The 23869-nt window shown below is 62.3% G+C and carries 19 protein-coding genes; 10 read left to right on the plus strand and 9 right to left on the minus strand.

Annotated elements, in window-relative coordinates; genetic code table 11:
* Positions 1 to 157: 157 nt before the first annotated feature.
* The 9 genes from ABIE28_RS18005 to ABIE28_RS18045 all read right to left on the minus strand — a co-directional run bounded on the left by ABIE28_RS18005 (position 158) and on the right by ABIE28_RS18045 (position 11889).
* Positions 158 to 2215 carry an AAA family ATPase gene (locus tag ABIE28_RS18005; RefSeq protein ID WP_354065321.1) on the minus strand — a complete coding sequence of 686 codons (2058 nt, stop codon included), beginning with the start codon at positions 2213 to 2215 and terminating at the stop codon, positions 158 to 160.
* Entirely contained in the window at positions 2212 to 2742 is a 531-nt protein-coding gene (locus ABIE28_RS18010) for a hypothetical protein (RefSeq protein ID WP_305581535.1), read from the minus strand. The genes ABIE28_RS18005 and ABIE28_RS18010 overlap by 4 nt, the downstream gene beginning before the upstream one ends.
* The gene (locus ABIE28_RS18015; protein WP_354065323.1) at positions 2742 to 4061 is read right to left on the minus strand and encodes an SIR2 family protein; all 1320 of its coding nucleotides are present in this window, start codon (positions 4059 to 4061) and stop codon (positions 2742 to 2744) included. Before ABIE28_RS18015 ends, ABIE28_RS18010 begins: the two co-directional genes overlap by 1 nt.
* A gap of 344 nt (positions 4062 to 4405) precedes the next feature.
* Positions 4406 to 4729 carry a DUF736 domain-containing protein gene (locus ABIE28_RS18020; RefSeq protein ID WP_254674042.1) on the minus strand — a complete coding sequence of 108 codons (324 nt, stop codon included), beginning with the start codon at positions 4727 to 4729 and terminating at the stop codon, positions 4406 to 4408.
* An 833-nt stretch (positions 4730 to 5562) separates the two neighbouring features.
* Positions 5563 to 6495 (minus strand): DUF2493 domain-containing protein, encoded by a 933-nt coding sequence (locus ABIE28_RS18025; RefSeq protein ID WP_354065325.1) that lies wholly within the window; start codon positions 6493 to 6495, stop codon positions 5563 to 5565.
* A gap of 337 nt (positions 6496 to 6832) precedes the next feature.
* A complete protein-coding gene (locus ABIE28_RS18030) occupies positions 6833 to 7867 on the minus strand; it encodes a DUF7146 domain-containing protein (protein WP_354065327.1) in 1035 nt (344 codons plus the stop codon).
* 115 nt (positions 7868 to 7982) lie between these two features.
* A complete protein-coding gene (locus tag ABIE28_RS18035; RefSeq protein WP_354065329.1) occupies positions 7983 to 8399 on the minus strand; it encodes a hypothetical protein in 417 nt (138 codons plus the stop codon).
* 86 nt (positions 8400 to 8485) lie between these two features.
* A complete protein-coding gene (locus tag ABIE28_RS18040; RefSeq protein WP_354065331.1) occupies positions 8486 to 10567 on the minus strand; it encodes a ParB/RepB/Spo0J family partition protein in 2082 nt (693 codons plus the stop codon).
* Positions 10568 to 10701: 134 nt separating this feature from the next.
* Entirely contained in the window at positions 10702 to 11889 is a 1188-nt protein-coding gene (locus ABIE28_RS18045; protein WP_354065332.1) for a DUF932 domain-containing protein, read from the minus strand.
* A 180-nt stretch (positions 11890 to 12069) separates the two neighbouring features.
* Between ABIE28_RS18045 and ABIE28_RS18050 the strand changes: the two genes are divergently transcribed.
* From ABIE28_RS18050 to ABIE28_RS18095, 10 genes are all read left to right on the plus strand, one after another.
* Positions 12070 to 12867: a hypothetical protein gene (locus ABIE28_RS18050; protein ID WP_354065334.1), complete on the plus strand. Its 798-nt coding sequence runs from the start codon at positions 12070 to 12072 to the stop codon at positions 12865 to 12867.
* Positions 12868 to 12938: 71 nt separating this feature from the next.
* Positions 12939 to 13505, plus strand: a complete 567-nt coding sequence (locus ABIE28_RS18055; RefSeq protein ID WP_354065336.1) for a hypothetical protein — start codon at positions 12939 to 12941, stop codon at positions 13503 to 13505.
* A gap of 195 nt (positions 13506 to 13700) precedes the next feature.
* Positions 13701 to 14204, plus strand: coding sequence for a hypothetical protein (locus ABIE28_RS18060; RefSeq protein WP_354065337.1), 504 nt, complete (start codon positions 13701 to 13703; stop codon positions 14202 to 14204).
* Positions 14194 to 15741, plus strand: coding sequence for a hypothetical protein (locus ABIE28_RS18065; protein ID WP_354065339.1), 1548 nt, complete (start codon positions 14194 to 14196; stop codon positions 15739 to 15741). The genes ABIE28_RS18060 and ABIE28_RS18065 overlap by 11 nt, the downstream gene beginning before the upstream one ends.
* A gap of 126 nt (positions 15742 to 15867) precedes the next feature.
* A complete protein-coding gene (locus ABIE28_RS18070; RefSeq protein WP_354065341.1) occupies positions 15868 to 16719 on the plus strand; it encodes a hypothetical protein in 852 nt (283 codons plus the stop codon).
* Positions 16712 to 17299 carry a hypothetical protein gene (locus tag ABIE28_RS18075; RefSeq protein ID WP_354065342.1) on the plus strand — a complete coding sequence of 196 codons (588 nt, stop codon included), beginning with the start codon at positions 16712 to 16714 and terminating at the stop codon, positions 17297 to 17299. The genes ABIE28_RS18070 and ABIE28_RS18075 overlap by 8 nt, the downstream gene beginning before the upstream one ends.
* 2 nt (positions 17300 to 17301) lie before the next feature.
* Positions 17302 to 18978 (plus strand): type IV secretion system DNA-binding domain-containing protein, encoded by a 1677-nt coding sequence (locus ABIE28_RS18080; RefSeq protein WP_354065344.1) that lies wholly within the window; start codon positions 17302 to 17304, stop codon positions 18976 to 18978.
* Between the two features lie 104 nt (positions 18979 to 19082).
* On the plus strand, positions 19083 to 21668 hold the full coding sequence (gene mobF / locus ABIE28_RS18085) for a MobF family relaxase (RefSeq protein ID WP_354065346.1): 2586 nt from the start codon (positions 19083 to 19085) through the stop codon (positions 21666 to 21668).
* On the plus strand, positions 21658 to 21858 hold the full coding sequence (locus ABIE28_RS18090) for a hypothetical protein (protein ID WP_354065348.1): 201 nt from the start codon (positions 21658 to 21660) through the stop codon (positions 21856 to 21858). The genes mobF and ABIE28_RS18090 overlap by 11 nt, the downstream gene beginning before the upstream one ends.
* Before the next feature lie 115 nt (positions 21859 to 21973).
* Entirely contained in the window at positions 21974 to 23773 is a 1800-nt protein-coding gene (locus ABIE28_RS18095) for a recombinase family protein (RefSeq protein ID WP_354065350.1), read from the plus strand.
* Positions 23774 to 23869 lie beyond the last annotated feature (96 nt).

The following is a 23869-nucleotide window of genomic DNA, read 5'->3' on the forward strand; positions in this document are numbered from 1 at the left end:
TCAATTTGCTTCGAAATGCGTCTGTTTGCGTCAAGTTGCGTCGAAGCGCGTCACGCAAAAGTGGCGGGAACGAGGGATTCGGGGCCGAGGGATCGATGGAATTATCCAGATCTATCGTGGACAGCGTCAGCTACGTTGTCGTCCGGATCGGATGAGCTCACTCCCCGACAGCCTGGAGAGCGCTACGCAGCACGCCGACCGGCATCGGTGGGACATCCGCAGCCGTTAGGACGCTCGTCGCGCCCTCGTGCCCAAGATCGATGTCGTATCTGCGGCCGGGCTCGCTGGTCGTGCTCACTAAGCGCCGGCAAAGCAGGTCGGCAAGCGCCGGGTCTTCGACCGCGCATATGATCTGGCGGCGGTCGAGGCGAAGGGCCGCCAGTACTTCGACGAGATGAAGCGCGCGGAAATCGTCGATATGCTGGACCGGATCATCGAGAAGGAGTGAGCGCCAAGGCGTCCAGGCGCGGGCTAAGTGAACCGACAATAGGAACGCCAGTCCCGCCGCACGTCGCTGGCCGGAGCTGAACACGAATTGCGGGTTCAGCCCGTCGCCGACCTTCAGGCTCAGGAAGCGTTTCACATCGCCGCGGATGCTGTAATCGATGGTCCTCCAATCCGCATGCGGTCTCAGACGTTGATAGAGTTCATTGAGCAAGGGGCTGATCTGAGCCAGCCTTTCATCGATGATCTCGGCGCTGACGCGCTTTACCGCCCGGTCGATCTTGCGGGCGCTGGTTGCGGCGGCCTGTGACTGGCCGACGACATCGGCGAGCTTCTCGATGTCCTCACGCAGAACTTCGATGGTTTTCTCGATCGACGCCATGCGCGACACCGACTGGGACGCCTCCAGAACGATCAGGGCGCGCTCGAGGTTGATCAATCGGTCGCGCTCGGCCGTTACATGGCTTTCGAGCCCGTCCGGGTCAGAAAGGAAGCGCGGATCTATCCCCCACCGGTCGAAAAACGCGGCATAGGTCTGTTCAGCCTCTCGCAAGGCGTCCTCTTCGGCTTGATGGCCAGAAACCTCACGCTCGACCATGGTGAAGGCGGATGACGCTTGTCGCGCCTGTTCACTGGCCGCAGCCATTCTCCGGCGGGCGTCCTGAACCCCGGAGGCGAGGCTCGAAATCCGCCGACGCGCTGCTTCCACGCCTGCGGCGAACTCCGCAGAGGTTCGTTGGGCCGCGCAGAGCGGGCAACGGTCCTCATGAACGCCAAGGCGCTCGCCGTGCTCGACCAGAATGGCAAGCGAGGCTGCGATCGCATCCGCGTCCTCTTCTCGGGCGAGCAGCATCTCGGCGGCGGCAACGTCCGCCAAAGCGACGCCTTGCGCCTCCCTTGTCGTTTCAAGCCCGGCCTTCGCGGTTTCCCGCGCTGTTACCGCATTGGGCGCCTGAAAAGCCTGCTGACGGGCGAGCAGAACCCGACCGGCCTCCGCCGCTTCAGCGCTGCGGGCGGTTCGCGTCCGCCCGTCTGCAAGCGCGCCGCGAGCGGCTTCAAGGCGGAGCACCATCTCGGTGGGCGCATTCGGCACGGCGGCGCCCACGATCTCCAACGCGGCAGAGACATCGCCTGAGCGGCTAAGCGAGGCTTGGATTTCCGACTGCTGGGTCAGACGCTCGCCCAACGTGGCGCGCGCATTCTCATAGGCGGCTTCATTGCGGGCGTGAGAGGCATCGGCGGCGGTGACGACATCCCTGGCCTTCGCAGCCGCCTCTGAGCCTTCGAGGGCGCCGAGGGCCGAGCGAACGAGATCGAAGCGTTCGGTCTCGGACAGATCGAGACTGAGGGCAGCGATCCATTCGTCGCGAATGATGGAGGTTCGGGTCAGCTGTCGCAGCGCATCCTCTGGCACAGGTCCGCTGCACAAGGCCGCCTGGATTTCTTCCGGCGACACATCGGCACCGCTCTCGCGGGTCCGGGTGATCTTGAATGGCTTGCCCTCGTCACTAATGAAGGCAGCGGTGACATAGTGAGCTTCCGGTTCGCCGGCGCCGCGCCACCACAGATAATCGGCGAGGCTTTCCTTGGCGGCCTTCTCGACGGCGTACTTTTCGATCAGTCCGGTGATGGCGAACTCGACGGCGTCGCACAGGGTGCTCTTGCCGACGCCGTTGCGGCCGGTGATGACGGTGAAGCCGCCGCCGAAATCGATCCTAGCCTTGTCTCGGAAACCACGGAAGCCGCAGACCTCTACATAATCGAGCTTCATGATCTGGCTCCCAAAATGCGAGCGACCTCCACAGCCGGCGTTTCGTTGAGAAAGGCGGCTACGGCGTCGGCGGGAACGTCCTTTAAGCGGCTGCGGAGGCGGTCTTCGAAGTTGGTCGCACCGAGGAGCGGCTGCGCGCGGAGCCCTATTAAGGGCAGCAACGCCCTTTCGACGTCCTCCGCCGTTGTCACGGCCGTGCGGGCGATTTTTCGGGTGAGTGTGAAGTCTTCCTCTATCCGCTCGATGGCGCGGGCCAGCGAAGGTGCACGCTCGGCGGTGAGTAGCACCGAATAGACATTCCAGGCCTTGATGCCGGCTCCTCGCAGGGACGCGGCGTGGCGTGCAAGGCTAGTCTTTTGGCTGGCCTGCCAACCGGCCATGAGCGCCTCCGCGTTTACGAAGACGTGGACGAAGCCCATGAGGGCGGCGCTCTCGAAACAGGTCACGGGGCCACTCGGCCCTGACCAGGACCAGGTTTCATATTGTGCATTGCGAAGCACGATTTCGGCTTGGGTCGCGATATCCATCAGATGTTCAGCTCCGCGCGTGCGCCGTTGACGTCAAACCAGTCTCCGGCGGCGGCCGGACGTATGAGATCGCCGGTCCGCCCACCCCGGATGACATTGCTGGGAAGACCGAGATCAGTTGCGCCCACGGCGACCACGATTTCGGAGGTGACGGCCACGGGTGGCTCGATGAATTTCGTTCTAAGCGAACCGAGGATCGCCTCGGCGCCATTAATGACCCGGATGCTGCGACCGTTCAGTTCGTACCCTTCGGGAAGCTGGGTGGCGCCAGCCTGGCGCAACAAGAGATGAAAATATCCAAGCGCCTCCACATTGCCGGGGCGAAGGCGTGTGGCCGGCTGTACAGCAGGGATGCCTTCGGCATCCCGGCGCAGCCCGTAAAGGGTCTCGCTGTCGAAATTGGCGATCTGGAGCCAGTCCGGGTGGCATTGAACGCCCGTCGTCTGTTCGAATACGGCCCGGCCCGCGGCCAGAACCTGGCGCAGATAATTCAAGGAGAACGTCCTGCGCAGTTCATCGAGCACGTCCGCGCCGGATTCGCGAACATGCTCGAAATGAACGTTGTCGGCATGGGCGACCTGCCAGAGCTGGGGCGCCTTTTCTTCCAGGGTGTCCGTCGGCGAGAGATCGACGACTGTGACGGAGAGCGGCTGCACGTCCGCAAGGGCGCCGCCGATCACAGCGTTGAGATATTCCCAGTCTGACCAGAAGCCGACGACCAGCAGGTCCTTCTGTCGCAGGTTCGCTGCCATCCAGGTTTTGCTGCGTTCGATGCGGGCCGAGATAACGGGATCTTGGAGTTGGGAGGGGGCCCACACGGTCGACACGGGATCTCGCTGTGCGCATCCATGAAATTTCAAGAGCGGGGCTTGGCGCGCTGCATCGACATTGGCCTCATCGCCATCGAGGGAGCCTCTGAAGGCAGCGCCGTAATCCCAGGCCCGGCGTTCGATGAGGATGTCGTAGTTGCTAGATATGCCCGCGACGGCAGCGCGTATGATCAGAAAATCGGCGATTGCGGCGTGACCGGGATTGTACGGTCGCGCAAAGGCCGGCCATGGCACCAAATGCTCGATGAAGACGGACTGGAGCGTATTGGTTGCCACGAAGTGTTCGGCCAGCGCCTCGAGATTGTCACGCAGCGCGATATCGCAGGCGGGATCGACCTCGAGCTGGTATTTGTCAAAACATCGTTCTGCTACGGTGCGAGCCGATGGTAGGCTGCTGGGCGGCGCCATCGATAGGCCCGCGCCGCAGACCACCAGAAGCCGGCCGGCATTCATCGATGCGAGAAGTCGCGTTAGGATCTCCGGACTCAAACTGCATTCCCCCCGACTACATAATGCTATTACCACCGGATCCGAACCTGCCGGCGGATTTTCTCTCGGTTACCGCAAGCAATAATTGCGGTCACCGAGAATGTCCGTTCTCGATTACTATTGGTCAAGAGCGGGTAGGCCCTGTTGGGCTAGACTAAGCCGAAAAGCTTGGCGATGGCGGATGGCTGCCTGTAGGAGTTCGCGATTAGATCCTAAGCGAGCCGCTTGGTTAGCACAGACCACCACACCTTTGATGCCCTTCACTTTCCATGTCGCCATGCTTGTCGCTACGCGCTTGTCCTTGAAAGAGGAGCCCGCCCAGTTGCGGGGGGCTCTCTAATTCCTTATTCGCTGCGGCGGGCAGGGCGAGACCAGATGAGGCTGTGGGTGTCACCGTCCTCATCCTCGAAGAGGTTGGCATAGATGGGATTGGAGAAGCTGGGATCGTCGACCTTGAGGCTCAGATAGTTCCTGCCTTCGTTGGACGTCTTGGACCAGGCGGCTCCGATTTCTGCGCGACCGACGAAGACGCGGTGGCTGGGTGCATTTTCGCCAATGGCCCGAGTGTCGGGGGCGATGCGGACATTTTTAGCCTGAACCGAAAGGGTGAGGATTTCGCCGGTGAATTCGTTGTTGGCGGTGGATTTGAAGGTGCCGATGGTTGCCATGATAATCTCCTTGATTTTCCTACGAGCCCGCCCCTTGCGGCCTCGATGGCGATCGAAGGGCCGAAGACGATCGACGGCGCACCCGCAGGGGAAACGGGAGAGGAGAGCTTTCTTGTCTTTCCGCGAGGAATGCCGGCCCGCGCCGGCAGGGGAAGAAAGCTTGACGACGCTGTTGCGCCATAGGCGATCGAAGCGCAGCTGATCTTCGGCCAGATCAGCCCATCGAAGAGGCCGGATGGGAGCGGACTTGTCTTCGGGAAAGCTCAAGGAGGCTATGTCAGCCACCCTGCGCCATGGAACCGCTTCACGGATTAGCGGCGTGGATCACCTTCGGTCAGGTTTTGAAACGCCTTCGATTCGACATTGGCACCGGAGAACATCCCCATAGACTTCGCTCTATGGCGATCCAGGTCGCTGTTTGGTACCGGATTCCAAAAGACAAAAGAGGGTATTGCGCAGTCATGTTACGCTGGCCGGGGTTCCTCATCGCGCGCGCCAAGTCCGGTATGGGGCAGGTTACCTGCCACCGTTGATGACAGTTCAGTTGGCCCATGGAAATTTCACAGAGCGTCCTGGTCTCTGGCGGGGGCCCCTTCCACCGACCACAAGATGCGCCGCGATAGTTGGCATGGAGATAGACCAGGTCGTAAGGGGGCCAGACGAATTCGGGATGATGCTGGTCAGTCCGGTCGTGGTGGGTGCCGGTACATTCAGGGACGCTTGCAGCCGTACGCCGAGCTATGAGCTCCTGGCTTGCGTGAAGCCAGGGCAGCAGTGGCATGCTCATTTGCTAGGCTATCCCCGCCCTGTGGGCGGCGCTCCTAGGGTGGCGCTTACGCGCCACCCCGCTTGCGGCAATCGAAGAGTTTGATGCCAAATTTTCTGGCCTTGTCAGCCAGGTTGTCCTGGATGCCGGTGCCCGGAAAGACGATGACGCCGATCGGCAGGATGTCGAGCATGGCGTCGTTGCGCTTGAAGGGCGCGGATTTTCCGTGCCGGGTCCAATCGGGGGCAAAGCCAATCTGCTGGACCTTTCGCGTGTCGGCCCATTTGCCGGCGATGAATTCGGCTCCCTTTGGCGATTTGCCATGGATGAGAACCATATCGGGGTGCTTGGTGTGAACCTTGTCGAGTAGATCCCAGATGAACTGGTAGTCGTTGAAATCCATGCCACCGGTCAGCGCTATCTTGGGACCGGGCGGAAGCAAGAGTTCGGTGTCGACCCTATGGCGAGCGGCCAGAAAATCGCGGCTGTCGATCAGGCTGGCGGTCATGGTTTTGCGGTTCAGCATCGAGCCCGCGCGCGGTCGCCAGGCCGAACCGGTCTGGTGTTCGTAGCGTTCGGCGGCCTGGTCACGCATCAGTTCGAGGGCATCGCGGCGTTCGGACAGGGATTGTCCCGTGGAGACAAGGTTTTCCAGTTCGACCGATTTGACCTCGCTGCCATCCTGCTCTTGCTGCAGCCGGCGCTGGTTCTGCTCATTGTCGTCGAGCTGGCGTTCAAGGCGGGCAGCAGCGCGATGGAACGTGTTGACACTCGACCAGAGCAATTCAGCGAGATCGGCATCGAGCGCAGTGTCGGCAAGACCGGACGCGAGAGCATCGAAGATATCGGTGACGACGCCGGCGAGAATGTTGTCTTCGGGAATTGGTCGAGGATCAGCCTCGTCGCCGGAAGGGCGCCAGCCATAAAGCTGCAACTGGCTGACAATATGATCGGTCGAAGAGGAATGATGGTGCGGTTCGATCGCGTCGTGTTCTCGCATAATGTTGCTCCGTCGGTTCGACCGCGACCCTCGCGGCCTTGATGGCGACAAAGCCCATGACCGGGACGGAATGGCACCCCAAGCGCAGCGCGGGGCCGGAGCGACAGCGCAGGATGGCAGAGGCCAACTATTTTGTTCGCGCTGGAACGGCGTCGCTATCGATCAACATTGTCGCCAAAAATCGCGCGCCGCCGGAAAATAGTTGACCATCGCCATTGCCGGGCCGACCAGGCCATGGGCCGATCGCCCTCTGCAAGGCCGGGTCCGCGGCTCCTACCGACGGGCCAAGAGAATGTGATGACCATGAGAATGGAACCACTGTCTTTCCCTTGCCGTCCTATTCCGTCCCGCGAAGGTAGCGAATGCGGTCGCGACGGAAGAGTTGCTCCCCGACCGATTCCCGAAGCGCCTGAATGCCGAAGCGCCGCAGGTCATCGTTGAAGTCGGCCAGGCCGGGCGACAGAACGATGGGTTCGATCCCGGCCCCATGCGCGCGGTCAGCGAGATGGTGGCAGACATTGGCGCCGACCCGGTCATTGTCGCGAATGATGTAGAGCCGCCGAAGGGATGGCGGGAACAGGATGGCGGCGAGGTGAGCGGCCGACAAAGCTGCAGCCATGGGCATGTCAGGCAAGACGCATCTGAGGGATAGGACGGTTTCGATGCCTTCGCCTGCTGCCATGACGGTGCCGGCCGTGCCAAAGCGGACAGCGTGACCCAGAAGATCGCCCATTGCGCGGCGCGGCGCGGCGATGGGCGCCTTGTCACCGCCGTCATTGGAAAGCCAGGTGCGATGCGCTCCGGTTTGCCTTCCATGAAGATCGCTGACGGCTGCGATCATGGCCGGCAGGGTTTGGCGCGAGCCGCCGCCGTCGGGGCGGTAATAGCAATGGGAATGGAAGCGCAGGGCACTGGTACCATGCAGCACGGTGATGGCGCGTTGACGAAGGTAGGTTTCTGCCAGGGTGCCGAAAATGGGCTGCGCCATGTTGAACAGGCGCCGGGACGCATCGGGTGATCCAATAATGGTCGGGACGCTCCTTGTATCTGAGGACGGTGCCGCTTCGCTTTCCGTAAAATTGAGAAATCGCAGTGCCTCATCGACAACGTTCCTAAAGTCGACGAGGCTCGTCGATTCCCGGATAATATCGAGAAGGTCGCCATGTTCAGCGGCGGCGGCATCGGTCCATTTGCCGGCAGCACCTTTCCCGGTGTGGGGGCCGACCAGGCGCACGAACATCGAGCGCCCCGGCGTGTTGCGGGCATCGCCGACGATCCAGTATTTGCCGGAGCGGCGACCATTGGACAGATAGTACCGGCAAACCGCCTCGGCCCGCTGGCCAAGGCGAATGGAAAGGTCAGCCGCCTTCATGTCGGACCATCACTGCCGCTGGCCGGCAAAAAACCGTCCGGATCACTAGGATTGGGCGGCTGATAATGCGCATAGGGCTTGCCTTCTGCCAGTGGGCTAGAATGATCGGGAATGTTCATGACTTCCGGCCTGCCTTAGCCAATTGACGGACCAACCAGCCATGGGTGTCATTCCAGGCCAGGGTATCGCCGGTGGTGAGGTCAAGAACGAGAGCGCCGCCGCCGAAGCTGTGCAGCATGGGTTTGGTGCAGACATGGGCCCATTCGAAACCCCAAGGCCCGGTGAGCCCGAATTCCTGCGCACAGCGCCGGACAAAGCGGATCACCGCCCCGGTATCGCCGGACTGCGAGGCGGAAATCCGCAGGCGGTATTCGCCAGGGCATTCATCCACATTGAGATCAAAGCCGTCGCGGAACGCGGTCTCATTGTCCGAGGCCTCCGGGGACTCCCTGTAAAATTGCCGGGCGCGAAGCAGGTTTGCCGGGAAGCGCACATCGAGTTCAGTGGCAAAGAGCGTCAAGTGGTCGGCCATCTGGCCCTCCAAAAAGCAAAAGCCCGGCAGATGGCCAGGCGAGAAAAGGGGGCGGGACGGCCGAGGCCGTCCCGCTGATTGAGAAATTACTCGGCGGCAATGGGATGAACCGCACGATCATCATTCGCGCCCGGCTCGTCGAGGTCGTCGCCGACCGCGGTCTCGAACTGGCCGGCACTGTCGCTGTCGCTCTCGAGCACCGGGTCCGCGGCCCCGCTGCCACCCACAGGGCGGAGCACCTCGGGCAGCCAGTCGGAGCCGGCGAGCAGGGTTTCGGCTTCGGTCGCCATGTCACCCTTCTTGAGATGGGCTATGCGGTCGGCGGCGCGCTGGCCCCTGGCCTCTGTAACGGCCTGCAGAATCCGGCCCTTGGTGACCCGGGCCAGATAATTCATTGCGGTCGGTGCCCAGAGTTTGGTCATGTCGAGCTCGACCGCCTGGGACAGGCGGTCGGCATGAGCAATCACGCCGGGCCGGCGGTTCCAGGTTTCGTGAACGGCATTGACGGATAGACTGACGGCATGGGCGAACAGCGCTGACCGGCTATCGGCATCCCACTCGCCCAGGGCGTCCCAAAGGTCCCCGGCGTCTTCCGGCAGCGTCTTGCTCCAACCGTCATGCCGAGCGCGAATGACTTCGGCGGCGGCACTGTCCTGCAACCCGGATCCTGCGCCACCGAAGTTATTGCTGCGCAGATCAAGCTCGAGACAGGTCTCGGGGGCGTGGTGGTAGAACGCCTTCAGCACCAGGGCGTGGAGTGTTGCAAGCAAGGCAACATCGGGGCACGCGCCCAGAGCATAGCGCAGACCAAGCGTGCGATGGGCCGTCAGCTCCGTGAGCAGTTTGTCTGAGATCGGCGCCAGGCCATCGTCATCCTCGGCGTCAGGGGATTCGATGACCGCAGACATGGCGGCAGCCGAGGCGGCCTCGTTGCCCTGCCCAATCTCACCGCCGGTATCATCATCACCGTCCGCTACGGGTTCGTCCTCGGGCTTAACATAGCCGCTTTCGATGCGCAGGCGGCCGTCGCCGGTGATGCTGATGAAGGCGCCCGCCTGGGCAACCTCCTCGGGATCATACTGCGTCGGCCGATCCTCGAAACCGGCGAGCGCCGTTTCGAGTTCGGCGAAACGCTCGTCCACCAGGTCAGGGAGGTCGTGGTCGCTGCCCTGATACTCTTCAACAAGATGGTCGTATTCGACTTGGAGCGCGGCCCGGGCAGCTTGTTCTTCAGCAGTCAGCGGCACCGTTTCGCCATGGATGCGGCGGAGGCCATAGGTGTGGCCATAGGGAAAGTCGGTGGCCACCTGCACCCATTTCCAGCCTTCCATGGCAATCGGCTGGGCGCATTGCTGGAGCTTTTCGACAACCAGCCGGTCGAGAAGGGAAGCGTCCTGCAGCCAGCCGCCGTCATCGGATTCGAAAAGGTCCCGCAGCACTGTCCCACCGGCTTCGATATAGGCACCGACACCAACGAACTGTGCCCGCTTGTCCGAGGCCCGCACGGCACCTTCGGTCAGCATTCGCCGGATCGAATAAGGCGACTTGTCGTAAGATGACTTTACGCGCTCGAAGACCTCCTCCTGCCTCCCATGATCACCGGTGACCGTGAAGGCCATGAGCTGGTCGAGGGACATGGCGTCCTCGGCATAAGCGTCGAGCAGGACCGGCGAGGCGGCGGCAAGCTTGAGCCGCTGCTTGACCACATTGAGCGAAACAAAGAACGCGGCGGCGATCTCTTCCTCGCTCTGGCCTTTCTCCCGCAGCGTCAGAAAGGCACGAAATTGGTCGAGCGGATGCAGCGCCTCCCGGTGCACATTCTCAGCCAGGGAATCTTCTTCGGCGATGCCACCCTCGCGAACCAGGCAAGGTATCAGCGCGTCCTTGGCCAGACGCCTTTGCTTGACCAGCAGTTCGAGCGCCTGGAAGCGGCGGCCGCCGGCTGGAACTTCATACATACCGGTTTCGGCGCCTGCCTCGTCATTGACGGGCCGGACGTTCAGGCCCTGCAGCAGGCCGCGCCGGGCAATATCTTCGGCCAGTTCCTCAATGGAAACGCCGGCCTTGTTCTTGCGGACATTGGCCTGGCTCAACACGAGCTTGTTAAGAGCAATGTCCCGCGAGGCGCTGAGAGCGATCGCGGGCTGTTTCTTGGCGGTCTTTGACATTGAACATACTCCGTGACGGGCCGCCGGGAGCCTCTCTCCCGACCTTGGACCGGTCACGACCAAGGGCGCCGCCCTCTATCTCTGAGGACGGCGCCGCGAATGCAGAAACCCGGATTGAACCGGGAGCGTCACACCTAATCGAGAAGCTTCTTGGCCTTGCCTTCGAGATCGAGCCGGACATCCTGGTGCGGCCTGTCGCGGGCGATGCGGGTGATGCCCTGGACAAAGTCAAAGACGGATTCGGGTTTGCGGCCTTCTTCGACCAGCACGGTTTCGATGATCTTTGCCGTCTCGGCCTTGGAAAACCCGCGTTTCCGCAGGAAATCGGTGCGGTCCTCATCGTTGCGGGCGACAATCTGCTGGCGCGATGCCTTGATACCGTTGGCGAAGGCCATGGGCGAGGAATTGGCAAAGCGGGTCAGCGCCGGCGCGGCTTCATGGGCAAAGCGGGAGGCGGCATACTTGGAATGGCGGATGGTGATCTCCTCAAAATCCTCCACGCCCCAGAGGTTCCGGTTCTGGCAGACGGCGCGGAGATAAAACGACGCGATGCCCAACGTCTTGGCGCCGACTTCCGAATTCCAGCAATAAAAGCCGCGGAAGAACAAATCCGGCTCGCCATTTGGTAGCCGTCCGGCCTCGATAGGATTGCGGTCATCGACGAGAAACAGGAAAACATCCCGGTCGGAGGCATAGAGCGTGGTCGTGTCTGTCGCGATATCGACATCGGGATTGTAGATGCCGCTTGACCAGTCCAGCGCCCCCGGCACTTTCCATCTGGTGTCGCCAGTACCGTTGCCAGCGATCTTCTGCACCGCTTCCACCAGTTCGTGGTCGTAGATGCGGCCATAGTCGGGGCCGGTCACAGCGCGCAGCTCGACCCGGCCATCCGTGGTTTCCAGGGTCTTGATTTGTTCGGCCCGATGGCTGCTGAGGCCATATTGCAGATTGATGGCAGCCAGCGGCGCCGGAAGCTGCCGCAGATAGGCGGCGGGCGCGCCGACCAGGTTGGACAATTGCCCAAAACTCCAATGCGTGGGCGCCGTAGGAGCGTCCTCGCCTGGCAGGATCAACGCCATATGCTCCGGATTATCGCTGCGGGCTTCCACGCGGATCGCCGCGCTCGCCATCGTTCGCGTCCGGCTTCGCTCAGCCCGCCCGCGGACCGAGGCATAAAGCTCGGACAGGGACAGGTAGCGCTGATCATCGGGGCGGTTGAACCATTCCGACGATACGCGGCCCACCCGCTCGCCACGACTGACATCGACACGATAACCGCCGCGCGCTCGAGGGGCGGCATCCAGAATTTCCACATTGCTCATTGGTCTGCTCCAGACGGTGGCGGGAGACCCTCTCTCGCCCTAACCTGTCACCCTCTGAAAGCCGGCCTCGACCTCTATCCACACGACCACAAATGCGGAAGGAGGGCTCCGAAGCGGGCTAGATACGACCATCGACGCATGTTAGATTAATTCAGATACTAAAGCTTCTCCGAGATCGACATGGAATTGGACATATCTACGCTGGCCGGGCGGGTCGCAGCGCGCATGGCCGAACTAGGGCTCTCGCAGGCTGATATCGCCCGCCGCGGTCGCTTCAATGCCACCTTCGTCTCCGATCTTTTGCGCGGCAAAAAACTCACGCTGCACGCGGGTAATTATGGCCGCCTGGCAAGGGCCCTGCTGACGACGCAAGCCTATTTGCAGGCAGGAACCCAGCCGTCCGAGGCCGAAATCGATCGCATCAAGGCAGAGGTGGGATGGCAACCGGAAGACGCGCCCGTCGAGCCGGAACTCGGCCCGAACGCGGTCGCTGATCTTGACGCCATTGCCAGGCATCTTGCAGATCAGATCACGTCTCGCGCCGAGATCAAAAAAGCCGAGGAACTGGGCAGGTTTCCGGTCTATCGGTCGGGCGGTCGCTTTGATGGCGGCAGCATTGTCGAAAGCTTCCCCCTCTACCACCTGACGCTGCCGATCAAAGTCCAGGCGAAAGGACTTTATGCCGTCGCCATCTCCGACACGACCATGTCTCCGCGCTACGAACCGGGCGAGTTGGCTTACGCCCACAAGGCCGCCATAGCGCGCCCCAAGGACTATGTGTCGATCCTGGTCAAAGGGCGGGTGAACTATCGCGACGCGACTATCGCCTATATCCGCCAACTGGTGCACGAAAGCGCCGACGAGGTCATCGTCCGGCAGATTTCTCCCAGCGTGGAAACCCGCTTTGCCCGCGACAGCATCGAGGGAATCCATCGGGTCGTGTTCGCTGGCGAACCGATCGAAAATATCGGCTTTTAGTTTCTGTTTACCATCTTAGATCAATTCAGATATAGAAGATTTTGTTTCGGCCTATGAAGCGGTCAATGCCAATGGGTGGCATCGACAAGGAGGCCGAGATGGTCAATTTCTGTTTTTGCCGTGAGAACATTCTCGCAAAGTACGCGCCGCTTCTGGATGCGTCGATCCAGGAAGACGATCCCCGCTATGACGACTACATGATCGTCATGGGGACCGAGTTCCGCGCGGAGGCTTATGCCAGCCAGGAAGCGCGCGATGCCAGGCTCGGCCCGGCAGGCGAGCACATTGAGTATGTCCCCGTGAGCCCTGAAGACGTCGCTGCCGTCGAATATCCATTGTGCCGGATGGCCATCGGCCCGGCACTGAATGACGACGACTTCGAACGCGTCGCTTCCGCTGTGCTGGGAGCCGCCATCGATTTCGACGGCGCCGAAGATGCCAGCAGCCTCCACCTGGACGTCGTCATCGCCCGCACCGAATACCTGGTGCGCTCCGTCGGCCCGTCCGGTTTGCCCCAGGTGAGCTGGCGGCCTCTTTTCGAGCCCTGTGATCCTCAGGATGACCAGAAGCTGGAACGTGAAACGGCTTGCTGGCTGCGGGGCTTTGTTGCCGGCCACTTTGCTCTGATGGTGCATTAGCAACAAGCGAGCCGGCCCGATCTCGTTGGCAATCTCGGGCGGTCGGGCACTTCCTGCCCTGGCTGCCCGGGGCTTCCGCGACCAGCCCCCCCTAACCATCAGGCCTGCAACACGCTTTTCCCGCCAATCCTGCCACGCCCAGGGGCCTCTAGCCCATCTAGGCTTCACGCTTCAGGCAGTCGACGACGTCAGATCATGGACCAAGACACCGAACTCAAGAACGGCGCTGCAGCATTTGCCCGGACCCTGGTGGGACCGGCGGGGCGGATTTCGTTCGACATCACGGTTGGCCAGCATCTCGACTGGTTTTCAATGGCGCTGGCGCGCGGATTATCCTGGCACCAGATCATCGAACTTCTGCGGCGCGCGGGTGTCACCCGTGACGATGGACGGCCGCTGGCACGGGGGCACCTAAGCGCCGTCTATTCGCGGCAGCGGCGCAAGGTTCACCAGCAACCCCCGGGCAAAGCGGTCGAGGCACCGCCGGCTATTGGGGCCCGACCGCCAAAACCTCCGTGGCAATGGCACCCGTCGTCCGCCCGCTCCCGGCCCGCCTCTTTGACACAGAAGGTGCAGCGCGACCCTGAACCAGCGTCGGGTACCCGCCCGACGAAACAGACCTCAACACCCAACAATTCTGCGATCCGGTCATTCATGAACCGCGCTGCAAAACAAAGGAATGGAAACAATGAACGCTGAAATCTTGTGGAGCAATATTGTCGACCGCGCCCAGCCGGACGAGCATCTGGCTTTCGTCACTGCGGTCGTGGCGCGCCTCGCCGCCGAGTTTGACAACACGGGACAGTTGCCCGATCCGCTAAAGTTCCACGTCAGCCAGCGCATGAATGCCGGTCCAGAACTTGCGCTTCACCCCATCGGTGAAGTTGGTGCCAAATTGGTCATCATGGCCGACCTGCTGGCAGACAAAAAACTGTACGGCCGCTTCCACGTCGCCGCCAGTAACTTTGTTGACGTGCAGCGGGAGGATATCGCGGCTGGTCGCATTGTTCCTCCCGAACCCGGACTTCTCTTGAGCTATGACGGCCTTCCGGCCTTAGTGATCGGCGGTGACGGGAAACGGCTCGTCCTCAAAATGGATGGCTTTGAACGGGCGCTGGTCGGCTTGACGGCCGATGTTCCCGGCTTGTGGGATCGCGTCCTCCGGGCCGGGGGTACAAAGGTAGAGGAAGCGCAGGAAGCGGAAGCAAAAGTCCGCAACCGCAATGAGGTGGGCCAACGCCGCCACGACGGCGCCCTCCGTCGCGCAAAACTGCAGGAACGGCAGGAGCGCAACGGCCCGATCGGCCAGCTTGGGCTTACCCTCCCGGCCGCGACCTTTCTCCCAACCCCGATGGTTGGTGGTCTGGGTCCAGTGTCTGGAGATGACCTCCTGCTCGTTCCCATTCAAGGGCGTAAAGAGACGCCGGGCGCCTACCCGCCACGCAAGATCGTCGACCGGCTTCGCGCGGGTCTCGCTGTTCAGGCTATCCTGGCCGATTGCGGCCTGCGTGCACTGCTGGGAGATCGGACCCGCGCCCGAGACGAACTGCAGAAGGCTTTGCCGCGCACGAGCGCACATCTGCGCGACATCGGGACTGGGCACCTTGTCGTCTGGACCGAATTCGACAATGTCGAACAGGTCGAACACTGGGCCAAAGCCAAATATGCCGGCCACCCCAAGATCCGCAATCTCAATGCCATTCCTTTGGATGGTGAACTGGCGCCGGTAACAATCCTCTCGCGCGCCCTCAGCCATGCCGAACGTATCGTCGTGGCGTACGATCGCGCCGAGCGCGAACCGCCCGAACAGGCGGCCAGCATCATTGCCGAGGCCTATGCGGAAAGTCCGCACACCAACCTGGGCCTTGATGATCTGTTCCAGATCGCCGTGCTTGGCAACATCAACCCGCTCACCTTCTGGCCACGATCCCATGATGATCATGCCCTACCATTCGAAGCCGCCAGGATCGCGGGGCGTGTGCAGGCCGGAGCCAAGGTGACGGTGCCGCCGCACATCCAGGACATTTTCCGCGAAGCGCTCACGGATGGGCCCAGTCGGGACCAGCCGGACAGTGACGCCAGTATCGTGGTGGCGCTCAGGCGTCTGGTTCAGGCGATGGCCGACCTGATCGGGCCGGACAAGTTGCTGCGCGCACTCTCGGACTCTGCCGGCACCGACCAGCACCTGGTCGTTGCGCGCAAAACCCGCAAGGTCTCGGTGACTTCGGACGACTAGAGAGGGGCCGAAGGCACACCGACCTTCAACACTTTGATATGCAAGCTCTTTTCCGCCTCAATCGTTTCGGACCGATGAGGCGGAAAATCGGAAAGGCTGAAGGCTCCACCAACCTAGGAGCCGACGATGACTACTCCTTCTTCCCTTCTCTCGGCGAGTGCGCTGACGCCTCCGATCGGCATCGTGCTCGATGCCGATGACGGCGGTGTCGGCAAGACCCATACCGCCGTCCAGTTCATCACCGCCTTCCGCCTCGCCGGCTATCCGCTCGACTTGTTCCAGCTCGACAGCAAGCGCACCCTGGCGGAAAAGTCGGGCGAGAGCGTCACCAGCCTGCTGGTTCCCGACCGGCATGACGTCAATGCCGACGCGGTAACCGGGGCCGATGTCCTGGCACCGTGGTATCGCGCCGCAACGGCCATGCCCGAGACCGGCCGCTCGTGCCTTCTTGAAGTCGGTGGCGCCCTGTCGCCGGTCTATCATGAGGCGATTACCGATTTCGATCTTGAGGAAGATATCGACCTCCTGGGTCTGGGCATCGTGACCGTCATCGTCACCAAGGCGGGTGGCGACGCCGCCTCGCAGCTGGTGCGCGTCGTGCGCCGCACCGAGCGCAACCTGCCGGGCAGCCCCATTATCGTCGCCCGCAACGAAATGGTCGGCTCGCCGATCACTGCCGCGGCCGAGCTCGACAAGGGCTTGCGCAAGCAGGTGCTCGACGTCTTTGATCGCTATCCCTCGATCCGCCTCCCGCGCCTCAACCCCCGCACCATGGTGCTCTATGAGCGCCTGCCCGTCCTGCCTTCGACGGTCGTCGGCTGGCATGCGGACAATTACGCCGAGGCCCTGCGCCAGACCGGCAAGCCGCGCGACGAGGCCAAGCGCTTCGTGCGCGACGTGGCGGCCTGGACCGGAACGATCCAGGAGGAGCTGACCCGCGTGATGCCCTTCCTCGCCGGGGAGAGCGTCGATGCCTGATCTGGAAAAGTTCAAGACCTCGGTGGCGGCAATCGCCCGGGACGCGAAAGAGGAGACGGGCGCATTCATCGCCCGTCTCAAGTCGCTCAGTGCCGAGGAGTTTCTGCGCCTGTCACGCCACGATGTCGAACGGCTGAGCCTGGCCCAATATATCGACGTCGCGCGGGCCATCGCGCCCGACATCCTGCCGATCGCCGCAATGCAGGCGGCTGATCCTGAGCCAGACAAACCTTCGTTCAACTGGACGCCCCGCCGGCTCTACGCCATTGCCATCAGCGCCAGTATCGCACTGGGTCTTGCCGGGTTCCTGGCGGCACCGATTGTGACCGAAGCGGTGTTCGACGCGCCGCTCGTCCGCTCCCAGACCGTGCTGGACTGGCCGGCCTGCCGCCGGCTCACGGCAGAGGTCGATGGCTGTGTCTATCGCCCCACCCAGGACCTGTCCTGGGAATATGTCGCCGCCATGCTCGAAATGGATCGCAACATCCTTCACCGCAACAATGCGCATCTGCCCCAAAACATGGTGCCCCGGGCCAGCCAGTTGGTTATCTGGCGCTATCAGGGCCACCTGGAGAATTGATGATGAACAAGCTTGAACTTGCCGAGTACGAAGTGGTCCCCCTGACTCCGGCCATCTTCCGCGCCGCCACGACGGCGCTGTTGACCGGTTTCATTCTCACCCTGGCGTTCATTTGCCTGCCGCTGTCCGGCTGGCAGGCCGACCAGCCGGTCACCGTGACCGCGCCCATGCTGGTCGATGCCCTGATGCGCCTCATCCCCTGGCGTGGTCTGGGCTGGCTCGACTACGACATTGCCGACCAGGTTCTGTTCCGCCTTTGCGGGATTGGTACCGGCATGGGCCTTGCCGGCCTGGCCGGATTTGCCATCGCGCGCACAGCAACACCGGCAGTGGATAGCCGCCAGCACTATAGTGGGCGGCGCCTCATCTTCGGCAAGGCTGCAGCAAGCGGCGCCAATGCCGAGATCCTGGCCAAGGCCGGCAGGCGAAAGCAATGGATGCCTGAGCTCGCGCCCGGTGTCGCCTGGCCGCGGGGCTGGCAGGTTCTCAATCTGCTGATCCTCGGGGCGATCGGCTCGGGCAAAACGCGCATCCTGCTCAAGCTGCTGGAAGGACTGCTCATGCAGGCCAAGCAGACGAGCCGCGATTTTGGTCTGCTCGTCTACGACGCCACCAGCGAAATCCTAGCCGGATTGCCCGTCGACAACGAAGACATTGCTGTCATTTCCAGCACTGGCCGGTCGCGCTATGGCTGGGCCATGAGCCGAGACATCCGCACCATCGATGACTGCGAATCCGCAGGCGCCCAGCGCGCCCTCTCGACAAAGGAGAGTGGCATGTGGCAGCACGGCGCCGCTACGCTCGACGCCGGCGTCATGGTTGAGTGTATGCGTAGCCATGAATACTGGTCCGCGCCGGAGCTTTACGCCATGTCGCTTTCCGATCCGCTCTGGCTCAAGCAGCAGTGGGAATTGCACTATCCTCCCGCGGCAGGGCTGATCGAAGTGGATGCTGCGGGCGACCTGTCCAAGACCACCGTGTCGCTGTTGATCACCTGGCGCATCAACGTCCTGCGCACTCTGCGTCCTTTGGCCGAGGCCTGGAACGACCTGCCGCCGCAACGTCAGTTCTCCTTCGCCGAATGGCTGCACGGCACCGGCAGGCAACCCCGCATTGTTGTCCTGCCCCGCAACGGACGGCACCCCCGCATTTCGGCAGGCTGGATTTCCATGGCGATCGACGCCATTGCCGGTCATGTCGGCGATCCTGACCTGCCGGTCAGCCAGACCAGGTTGCGCACCATTGCCCTTGAGGAGGCGCCAACCCTGGGCATGCTGCCGCGCTGGCCCGAAATCCTCGATACCGGCAGAAACAAAGGCCTCTCGACCATTGCCGTTGCCCAGGACCTGACCCAGTTCCGCTCGGCGTATGGCGAGGTTTCTCGCTCGATCCTGCAACGGTTCCGCCTGAAAATCATCTGTGAGCAGACCCCCGGTCCGGATGCCAGGGAAATTGCCCAGCAATGGATCGGCACCCGCCAGGTCCGGGACTGGAAGTCCGCAAGGGTTGTTGACGGCAAAACCGTGCCCCCGGATCCGCAGGAGGTTCCCGTTATCCCCGAGGAGCATCTTTCCGACCGGCTTGGGGTTAGCGGCGGCGCCGTCCATGCCGTTCTTGTTGGCCTGAAACAGATCTACCGGCTGGAATGGCCGATCACCGTCTGGGCGCGTCGTCGCTGATACAGACAACCATCTGAAATCGCTGAGATTTCCTCGTCCAATCCTTCCTCCAAAAGGCGAGAAAATCAGGGATATCTAAAGGGCCTCCACTGGGGGCCCTTTTCTTGGTCGCTACATTCGCCGTCATCAAATCGTCGTCCTATTACACCCGTCAAGCCGCGGCAGCCGCACTTGACTATTACGCTGCCGACGACAGCGCCGGTATCTGGCTGCGCGGTCACGACGCCTTGGGCATCGCCGCCGGCCAGATCGTGCGGGCCGACGACTTCGACCGCATCTGCGCCGGGCTCGATGCCACAGGGAAGCCGCTGACCAAAGCAGGGGGCGGCCCCCGCATGCTGGGCATAGACGTGACCCTATCCGCGCCCAAGGGGTTTTCCGTCAAATTCGCATGCTCCCACGGGGTTCTGCGCCAGGTCTTCGCGGATATCGAGCAGGATGCGCTCGAAGACGTGGTTCGGCTGGTGGAGCAGGAAATTTCCCTGGCCCGACGCGGTCACAATGGCAGCCGTCGTGAACAGGCCAGTTTCGTTGCCGCCGCTTTCACGCATTCCGAGGCGCGTCCGGAACGCCATGCGGATGGCGTCGTCTTCGCCGATCCACAACGTCATCATCATCTCTGCATACCCAATATTGCCGAACGCGAGGATGGCACTTGGGGTGGCATCGACTCGGTTGCACTGCGCAGCTGGAAAAAGGCACTGGGCGCGGTCTTCAGGCTGCGGCTCGCCAGTGGGCTGCAGGCGCACGGCTTCACCATTGAGCACGCCGATGACGAATGGAAGTGGTCGATTGCCGGTGTGCCAGAGACCCTCACCAAATACTTCAGCGCTCGCCGGGCGACGCTGGAAGAAGAGTTGGCCGAGGCAGGACTGACCTCCGGTCAGGCGCCGGCTCTCGCCGCTGCGATCAACGCCACAGACCGCCGCACCAAACAGGACCTGAGTCTGAACCAGCTCACCGAACAGTGGCACGCGTCGGTTCGGGGTCTCGGCTTCGACCCCGAGCAGATCGCCCTTGCAGGACGGCAGGTTGAGCAAGAACCCGCCGATTTCAATGGAGCACGGAAAGAGCGCCTCGCCACTGTCCCGGAAAAACTGACCGAATACCAAGCGACCTTCTCGCGCCGCCAATTGATCGAAGTCAGCGCTAACACCCTCGTCGGCACCGGCGCGACGCTCGATGACGTCATTGCCGGTGCCGATGATCTCGTCGCCCGGAACAGCGTTCTTGAACGCGCCGAAACACGCGACGGGCCCGTTTACTCCACACCCCAAATGCTGGCGGCTGAGCGCGCCTTGGTGAACCTGGTGCGGCGCAATGCACAGGCCCGCGTGGTCGGTCCCGACCGGAGCGCCAGGGACGAAATGCTCGCCATTTCCGGCCTGAGTGCCGAGCAACAGGATGTGGTGCGCGCCGCCACCAGCGGCGCCAGGTTTGTCCTCGTCCAGGGCGGTGCCGGGACGGGGAAATCCACGACCCTGAAAACCGTCGCCAAGACCTGGCAGACTGCAGGTTATCAGGTGAAGGGCGCCGCCGTGGCCTGGCGCCCCGCTAACATACTCGGCGCCGATCTCGACGTTGAATCCCGCGCCATCGACGCCTGGTGCAAATCCATCGCCATGGGCAATCAGCCCTTCGGGGAAAAGACCTGCCTGATTGTCGAAGAGGCCGGCCTGCAAGCCACGCTGCAGACGCTCCAGCTGCTCGAGGCAGTGGACCGGACCGGCGGCGTGGTGGTGATGGTTGGCGACGAGGATCAACTCGTCCCCATCGGCGCCGGTCATGCCATGCGGCTCATGCGAGAAACGATCGGTGCCACCCGCATTCACACCGTCGTCCGCCAGCGCGAGGCCTGGGCACGGCAAGCTCCGAAAGATTTCGCGCGTGGTAAGGCCGAAAAAGCTCTGACGGCCTTTTCCGAGCATGGCCAGATCGCATTTCAGGATAGCCCCCGTGCGACAGTAGAGGCCGTGGCCGATCACTGGAATGAGACCACGAGGACCGCCCCGGCCAAAAATGTGCTGGTGACGGCCAAGACCAATGCCGAAGTGCGGGCCTTGTCTGCCGCGATCCGCAATCGACTGCGGGAGCGTAGCGCGCTCACCGGGTCCGACTTCCAGATCGAAGCCGCGGATGCCTCCGGCAACCGGCACATACTGCGTCTCGCCATAGGCGATCAGGTGCGGTTTCTGCGCCGCCATGACGGACTCGGTGTCGTCAATGGCACCGAGGCCCGGATCGTCGCCATCGCACAAGACAAGGCCGGAATCATCCGGATCGAGGCCGAACGGGACGGGCAGCGAATCAGCTTTTCACCCAGCGACGTCGCCGATACCAAGGGCCGGGCCCGGCTCGCTCACGCCTATGCCGCAACGCTGTTCCAAGCGCAGGGTCTGACTGTTGACCACACCCTGGTCCTGCTGTCCGCTCGTTTTGACCGGCACGATGCCTATGTCGCCTCAAGCCGGGCGCGGGAAAGCACCCAATTCTTCATCGATACGCGGACCCTGGATGGCGAACGCGAGCAGGATGCCTCGCTCGCCTCCGGTGAAGATCGGGACCAGGCGAGGATGACCCATCTGGTAAACCGGCTCGCCCGCCAGAGCATCAAGACCAACGCCCTCGACTACAACCCCGAGAACGAGCCCGCACGGGTGCGGCCAAAAGGGCTTGACCATGAGCTCTAGCCGCCCGTCCGCGCCTAGACGGGCAGCAAAGCCACCCCGCAAGGTGCGGCCGCCGCGCCGCCTCCCGCGCGCACCGCGGGAATGGGAGCTGGTCGATCAGTTGCCTTCAGCCCTGCCGATCACACAGGCCGAGATCGAGGTGCTCGACAAAATGCTGGGCGCCCAAATCGACGCCATCCTCAAGGGGTAGACACATGTCGTTGGCGAAAAAATTTCTCTTTGTTTTGCATAGGCTTAGCTTGCACGGACGGGCGTTAGATGCGACGCTGCGGATAAAATTCCAGACGATCGGGAGACGGTAAGACATGGCGTTCGGAAGCAAAGCCAATAACGTTGTACTCAATACCGCGGCCGCCCCCTTGCGGGCAGCGCTCTACCTGCGCGTCTCGACGGGCCGGCAAGCCAAGCATGACGTGAGCTTGCCTTCTCAGCGCAAGCTCAACACAGACTTCTGCGAGCGTGGCGGCTGGACCGTCGTTGATGAATATGTCGAACCGGGGCTGACCGCCACCGACGACCGACGCCCGGCGTTTCAGGCCATGATCGATCGTGCCTGCGACCCCGACCATCCCTATGACGTGATCGTCGTCCATGCGTTTTCTCGGTTCTATCGGGACGGCGCGGCTATGGAACTGGTCATCCGGAAATTGCGCAAGCACGGCGTCGAAGTCGCCTCGGTCACCCAACCTAGCAGCGACGATCCCTCAGGCGCCATGATCCGCCAGATCATCGGCATTTTCGATGAATATACCTCCAAGGAAAATGGGCGGCAGGTGACGCGCGCCATGACCGAGAATGCCCGCCAGGGGTTCTGGAACGGCGCCGCGCCGCCGTTGGGCTACACTATCGTCGAAGCGGAACGCCGCGGCCAGAAAATCAAGAAGAAACTCGCTATCGATCCGGTCGAAGCTGAAACCGTGCGGCTGATTTTCCGGCTGTATCTGGAGGGCGACCCGGCCACGGCCAAGCCGCCCATGGGTATCAAGGAAGCGGTAAAATGGCTCAACAGCCACGGCTATCGCACCAAGAAAGGCGGCACCTTCGGTGTCGGGCCAGTCCATCACATCCTCACCAACAAAGCCTATGTAGGGCGCTGGCACTATCATTCGCGCAATTCTAAGTCCGGTGGGAAACACCCCGCAGGCGAAGTCGTCGAAGTGCCGGTGCCGGCCATCATTGAGGATTCCGTGTTCGCGGCAGTCGAGGCCAAGCTCGCTGCCAACAATCCTCGCGTCAGTCCGGTCCGTGCCGTCAGCGGCCCGATCCTGCTCACCACGATCGCCACGTGCTCCCATTGCGGCGGCGGCATGACCCAGCGCACAGGCACTTCGTCCACCGGGCGCGTCTACGCCTACTACACTTGCGCCACCCGCGCCCAGAAGGGACCGACGGCCTGCAAGGGCAATACGATCCCTATGGCCTATCTGGATGACATGGTTCTCAAAGCATTGAATGAGAAGCTGTTCGCGCCGGAACGGTTGGCCGGCCTGCTCACCGCCATAGCTGCCAAGCGCTCAGAGCGCGCGGAAGCTCATAGTGCCCGGCTTGTGGCGCTGCAGGTTGAGGCCGACACTGCCAAAGAGCGGCTGCAACGTCTCTACGCATTGGTCGAAGACGGCCTTGCCGAAATGGATGACCTGCTGCGCGAACGCATCACCATGCTGAAAGCCGACCGTGAGAAGGCGCAGGCCGCCCTGGATCGGGCGCGCCGGGAGGTCGGCGGCGAAGCAGCGCTTGACCCCGAAAAGATCGCCGCCTTCTCCAGGCTGATGCGAGGGGTTTTGGAGAACGCCGACAACCCGACGCGCAAGGCCTATCTGCGTTCTCTGCTGACCGTGGAAGTCGGTCCGGAAAAGGTCCGCATCATGGGCAGCCGCGAAACGCTGTTTGCCGCCGCCAATGCCACCGATTCTTCAGGTGAAATAGTTCAGTTTTCTGGACTGAAATGGCGCGCCTCGATGCCGAAACCTCGAACGAACTGTTTGAGACTTTGGCTGAATGGAACGCTCATCTTGCGCACCGGAAATCACATGATTTCCCGGTGCCGCCATGTCCGTAGCGCCATCCTTCAACAAAACCGCTGCGGCTCCCCGGCTATCCGCTAAACGTCCCGCACCCTTTTCGATAAGACTGAGCGATACTGACCGCGCCCGCTTAGCTTTGGAGGCTGCAGGCGCTCCGCTGGGCGCATATATAAAGTC

Source organism: Devosia sp. 2618 (assembly GCF_040546815.1).
Lineage (GTDB): Bacteria > Pseudomonadota > Alphaproteobacteria > Rhizobiales > Devosiaceae > Devosia.

What these genes read in the sequence shown, in the direction of transcription:
- ABIE28_RS18075 (WP_354065342.1), top strand. Translation starts at nt 16,712, where the DNA reads ATGCCTGATCTGGAAAAGTTCAAGACCTCGGTGGCGGCAATCGCCCGG.
- ABIE28_RS18080 (WP_354065344.1), top strand. Translation starts at nt 17,302, where the DNA reads ATGAACAAGCTTGAACTTGCCGAGTACGAAGTGGTCCCCCTGACTCCG.
- ABIE28_RS18030 (WP_354065327.1), bottom strand. Translation starts at nt 7,867, where the DNA reads ATGAAGGCGGCTGACCTTTCCATTCGCCTTGGCCAGCGGGCCGAGGCG.
- ABIE28_RS18095 (WP_354065350.1), top strand. Translation starts at nt 21,974, where the DNA reads ATGGCGTTCGGAAGCAAAGCCAATAACGTTGTACTCAATACCGCGGCC.
- ABIE28_RS18010 (WP_305581535.1), bottom strand. Translation starts at nt 2,742, where the DNA reads ATGGATATCGCGACCCAAGCCGAAATCGTGCTTCGCAATGCACAATAT.
- ABIE28_RS18070 (WP_354065341.1), top strand. Translation starts at nt 15,868, where the DNA reads ATGACTACTCCTTCTTCCCTTCTCTCGGCGAGTGCGCTGACGCCTCCG.
- ABIE28_RS18055 (WP_354065336.1), top strand. Translation starts at nt 12,939, where the DNA reads ATGGGTGGCATCGACAAGGAGGCCGAGATGGTCAATTTCTGTTTTTGC.
- ABIE28_RS18060 (WP_354065337.1), top strand. Translation starts at nt 13,701, where the DNA reads ATGGACCAAGACACCGAACTCAAGAACGGCGCTGCAGCATTTGCCCGG.
- ABIE28_RS18005 (WP_354065321.1), bottom strand. Translation starts at nt 2,215, where the DNA reads ATGAAGCTCGATTATGTAGAGGTCTGCGGCTTCCGTGGTTTCCGAGAC.
- ABIE28_RS18025 (WP_354065325.1), bottom strand. Translation starts at nt 6,495, where the DNA reads ATGCGAGAACACGACGCGATCGAACCGCACCATCATTCCTCTTCGACC.
- ABIE28_RS18040 (WP_354065331.1), bottom strand. Translation starts at nt 10,567, where the DNA reads ATGTCAAAGACCGCCAAGAAACAGCCCGCGATCGCTCTCAGCGCCTCG.
- ABIE28_RS18045 (WP_354065332.1), bottom strand. Translation starts at nt 11,889, where the DNA reads ATGAGCAATGTGGAAATTCTGGATGCCGCCCCTCGAGCGCGCGGCGGT.
- ABIE28_RS18035 (WP_354065329.1), bottom strand. Translation starts at nt 8,399, where the DNA reads ATGGCCGACCACTTGACGCTCTTTGCCACTGAACTCGATGTGCGCTTC.
- ABIE28_RS18020 (WP_254674042.1), bottom strand. Translation starts at nt 4,729, where the DNA reads ATGGCAACCATCGGCACCTTCAAATCCACCGCCAACAACGAATTCACC.
- ABIE28_RS18090 (WP_354065348.1), top strand. Translation starts at nt 21,658, where the DNA reads ATGAGCTCTAGCCGCCCGTCCGCGCCTAGACGGGCAGCAAAGCCACCC.
- ABIE28_RS18050 (WP_354065334.1), top strand. Translation starts at nt 12,070, where the DNA reads ATGGAATTGGACATATCTACGCTGGCCGGGCGGGTCGCAGCGCGCATG.
- ABIE28_RS18065 (WP_354065339.1), top strand. Translation starts at nt 14,194, where the DNA reads ATGAACGCTGAAATCTTGTGGAGCAATATTGTCGACCGCGCCCAGCCG.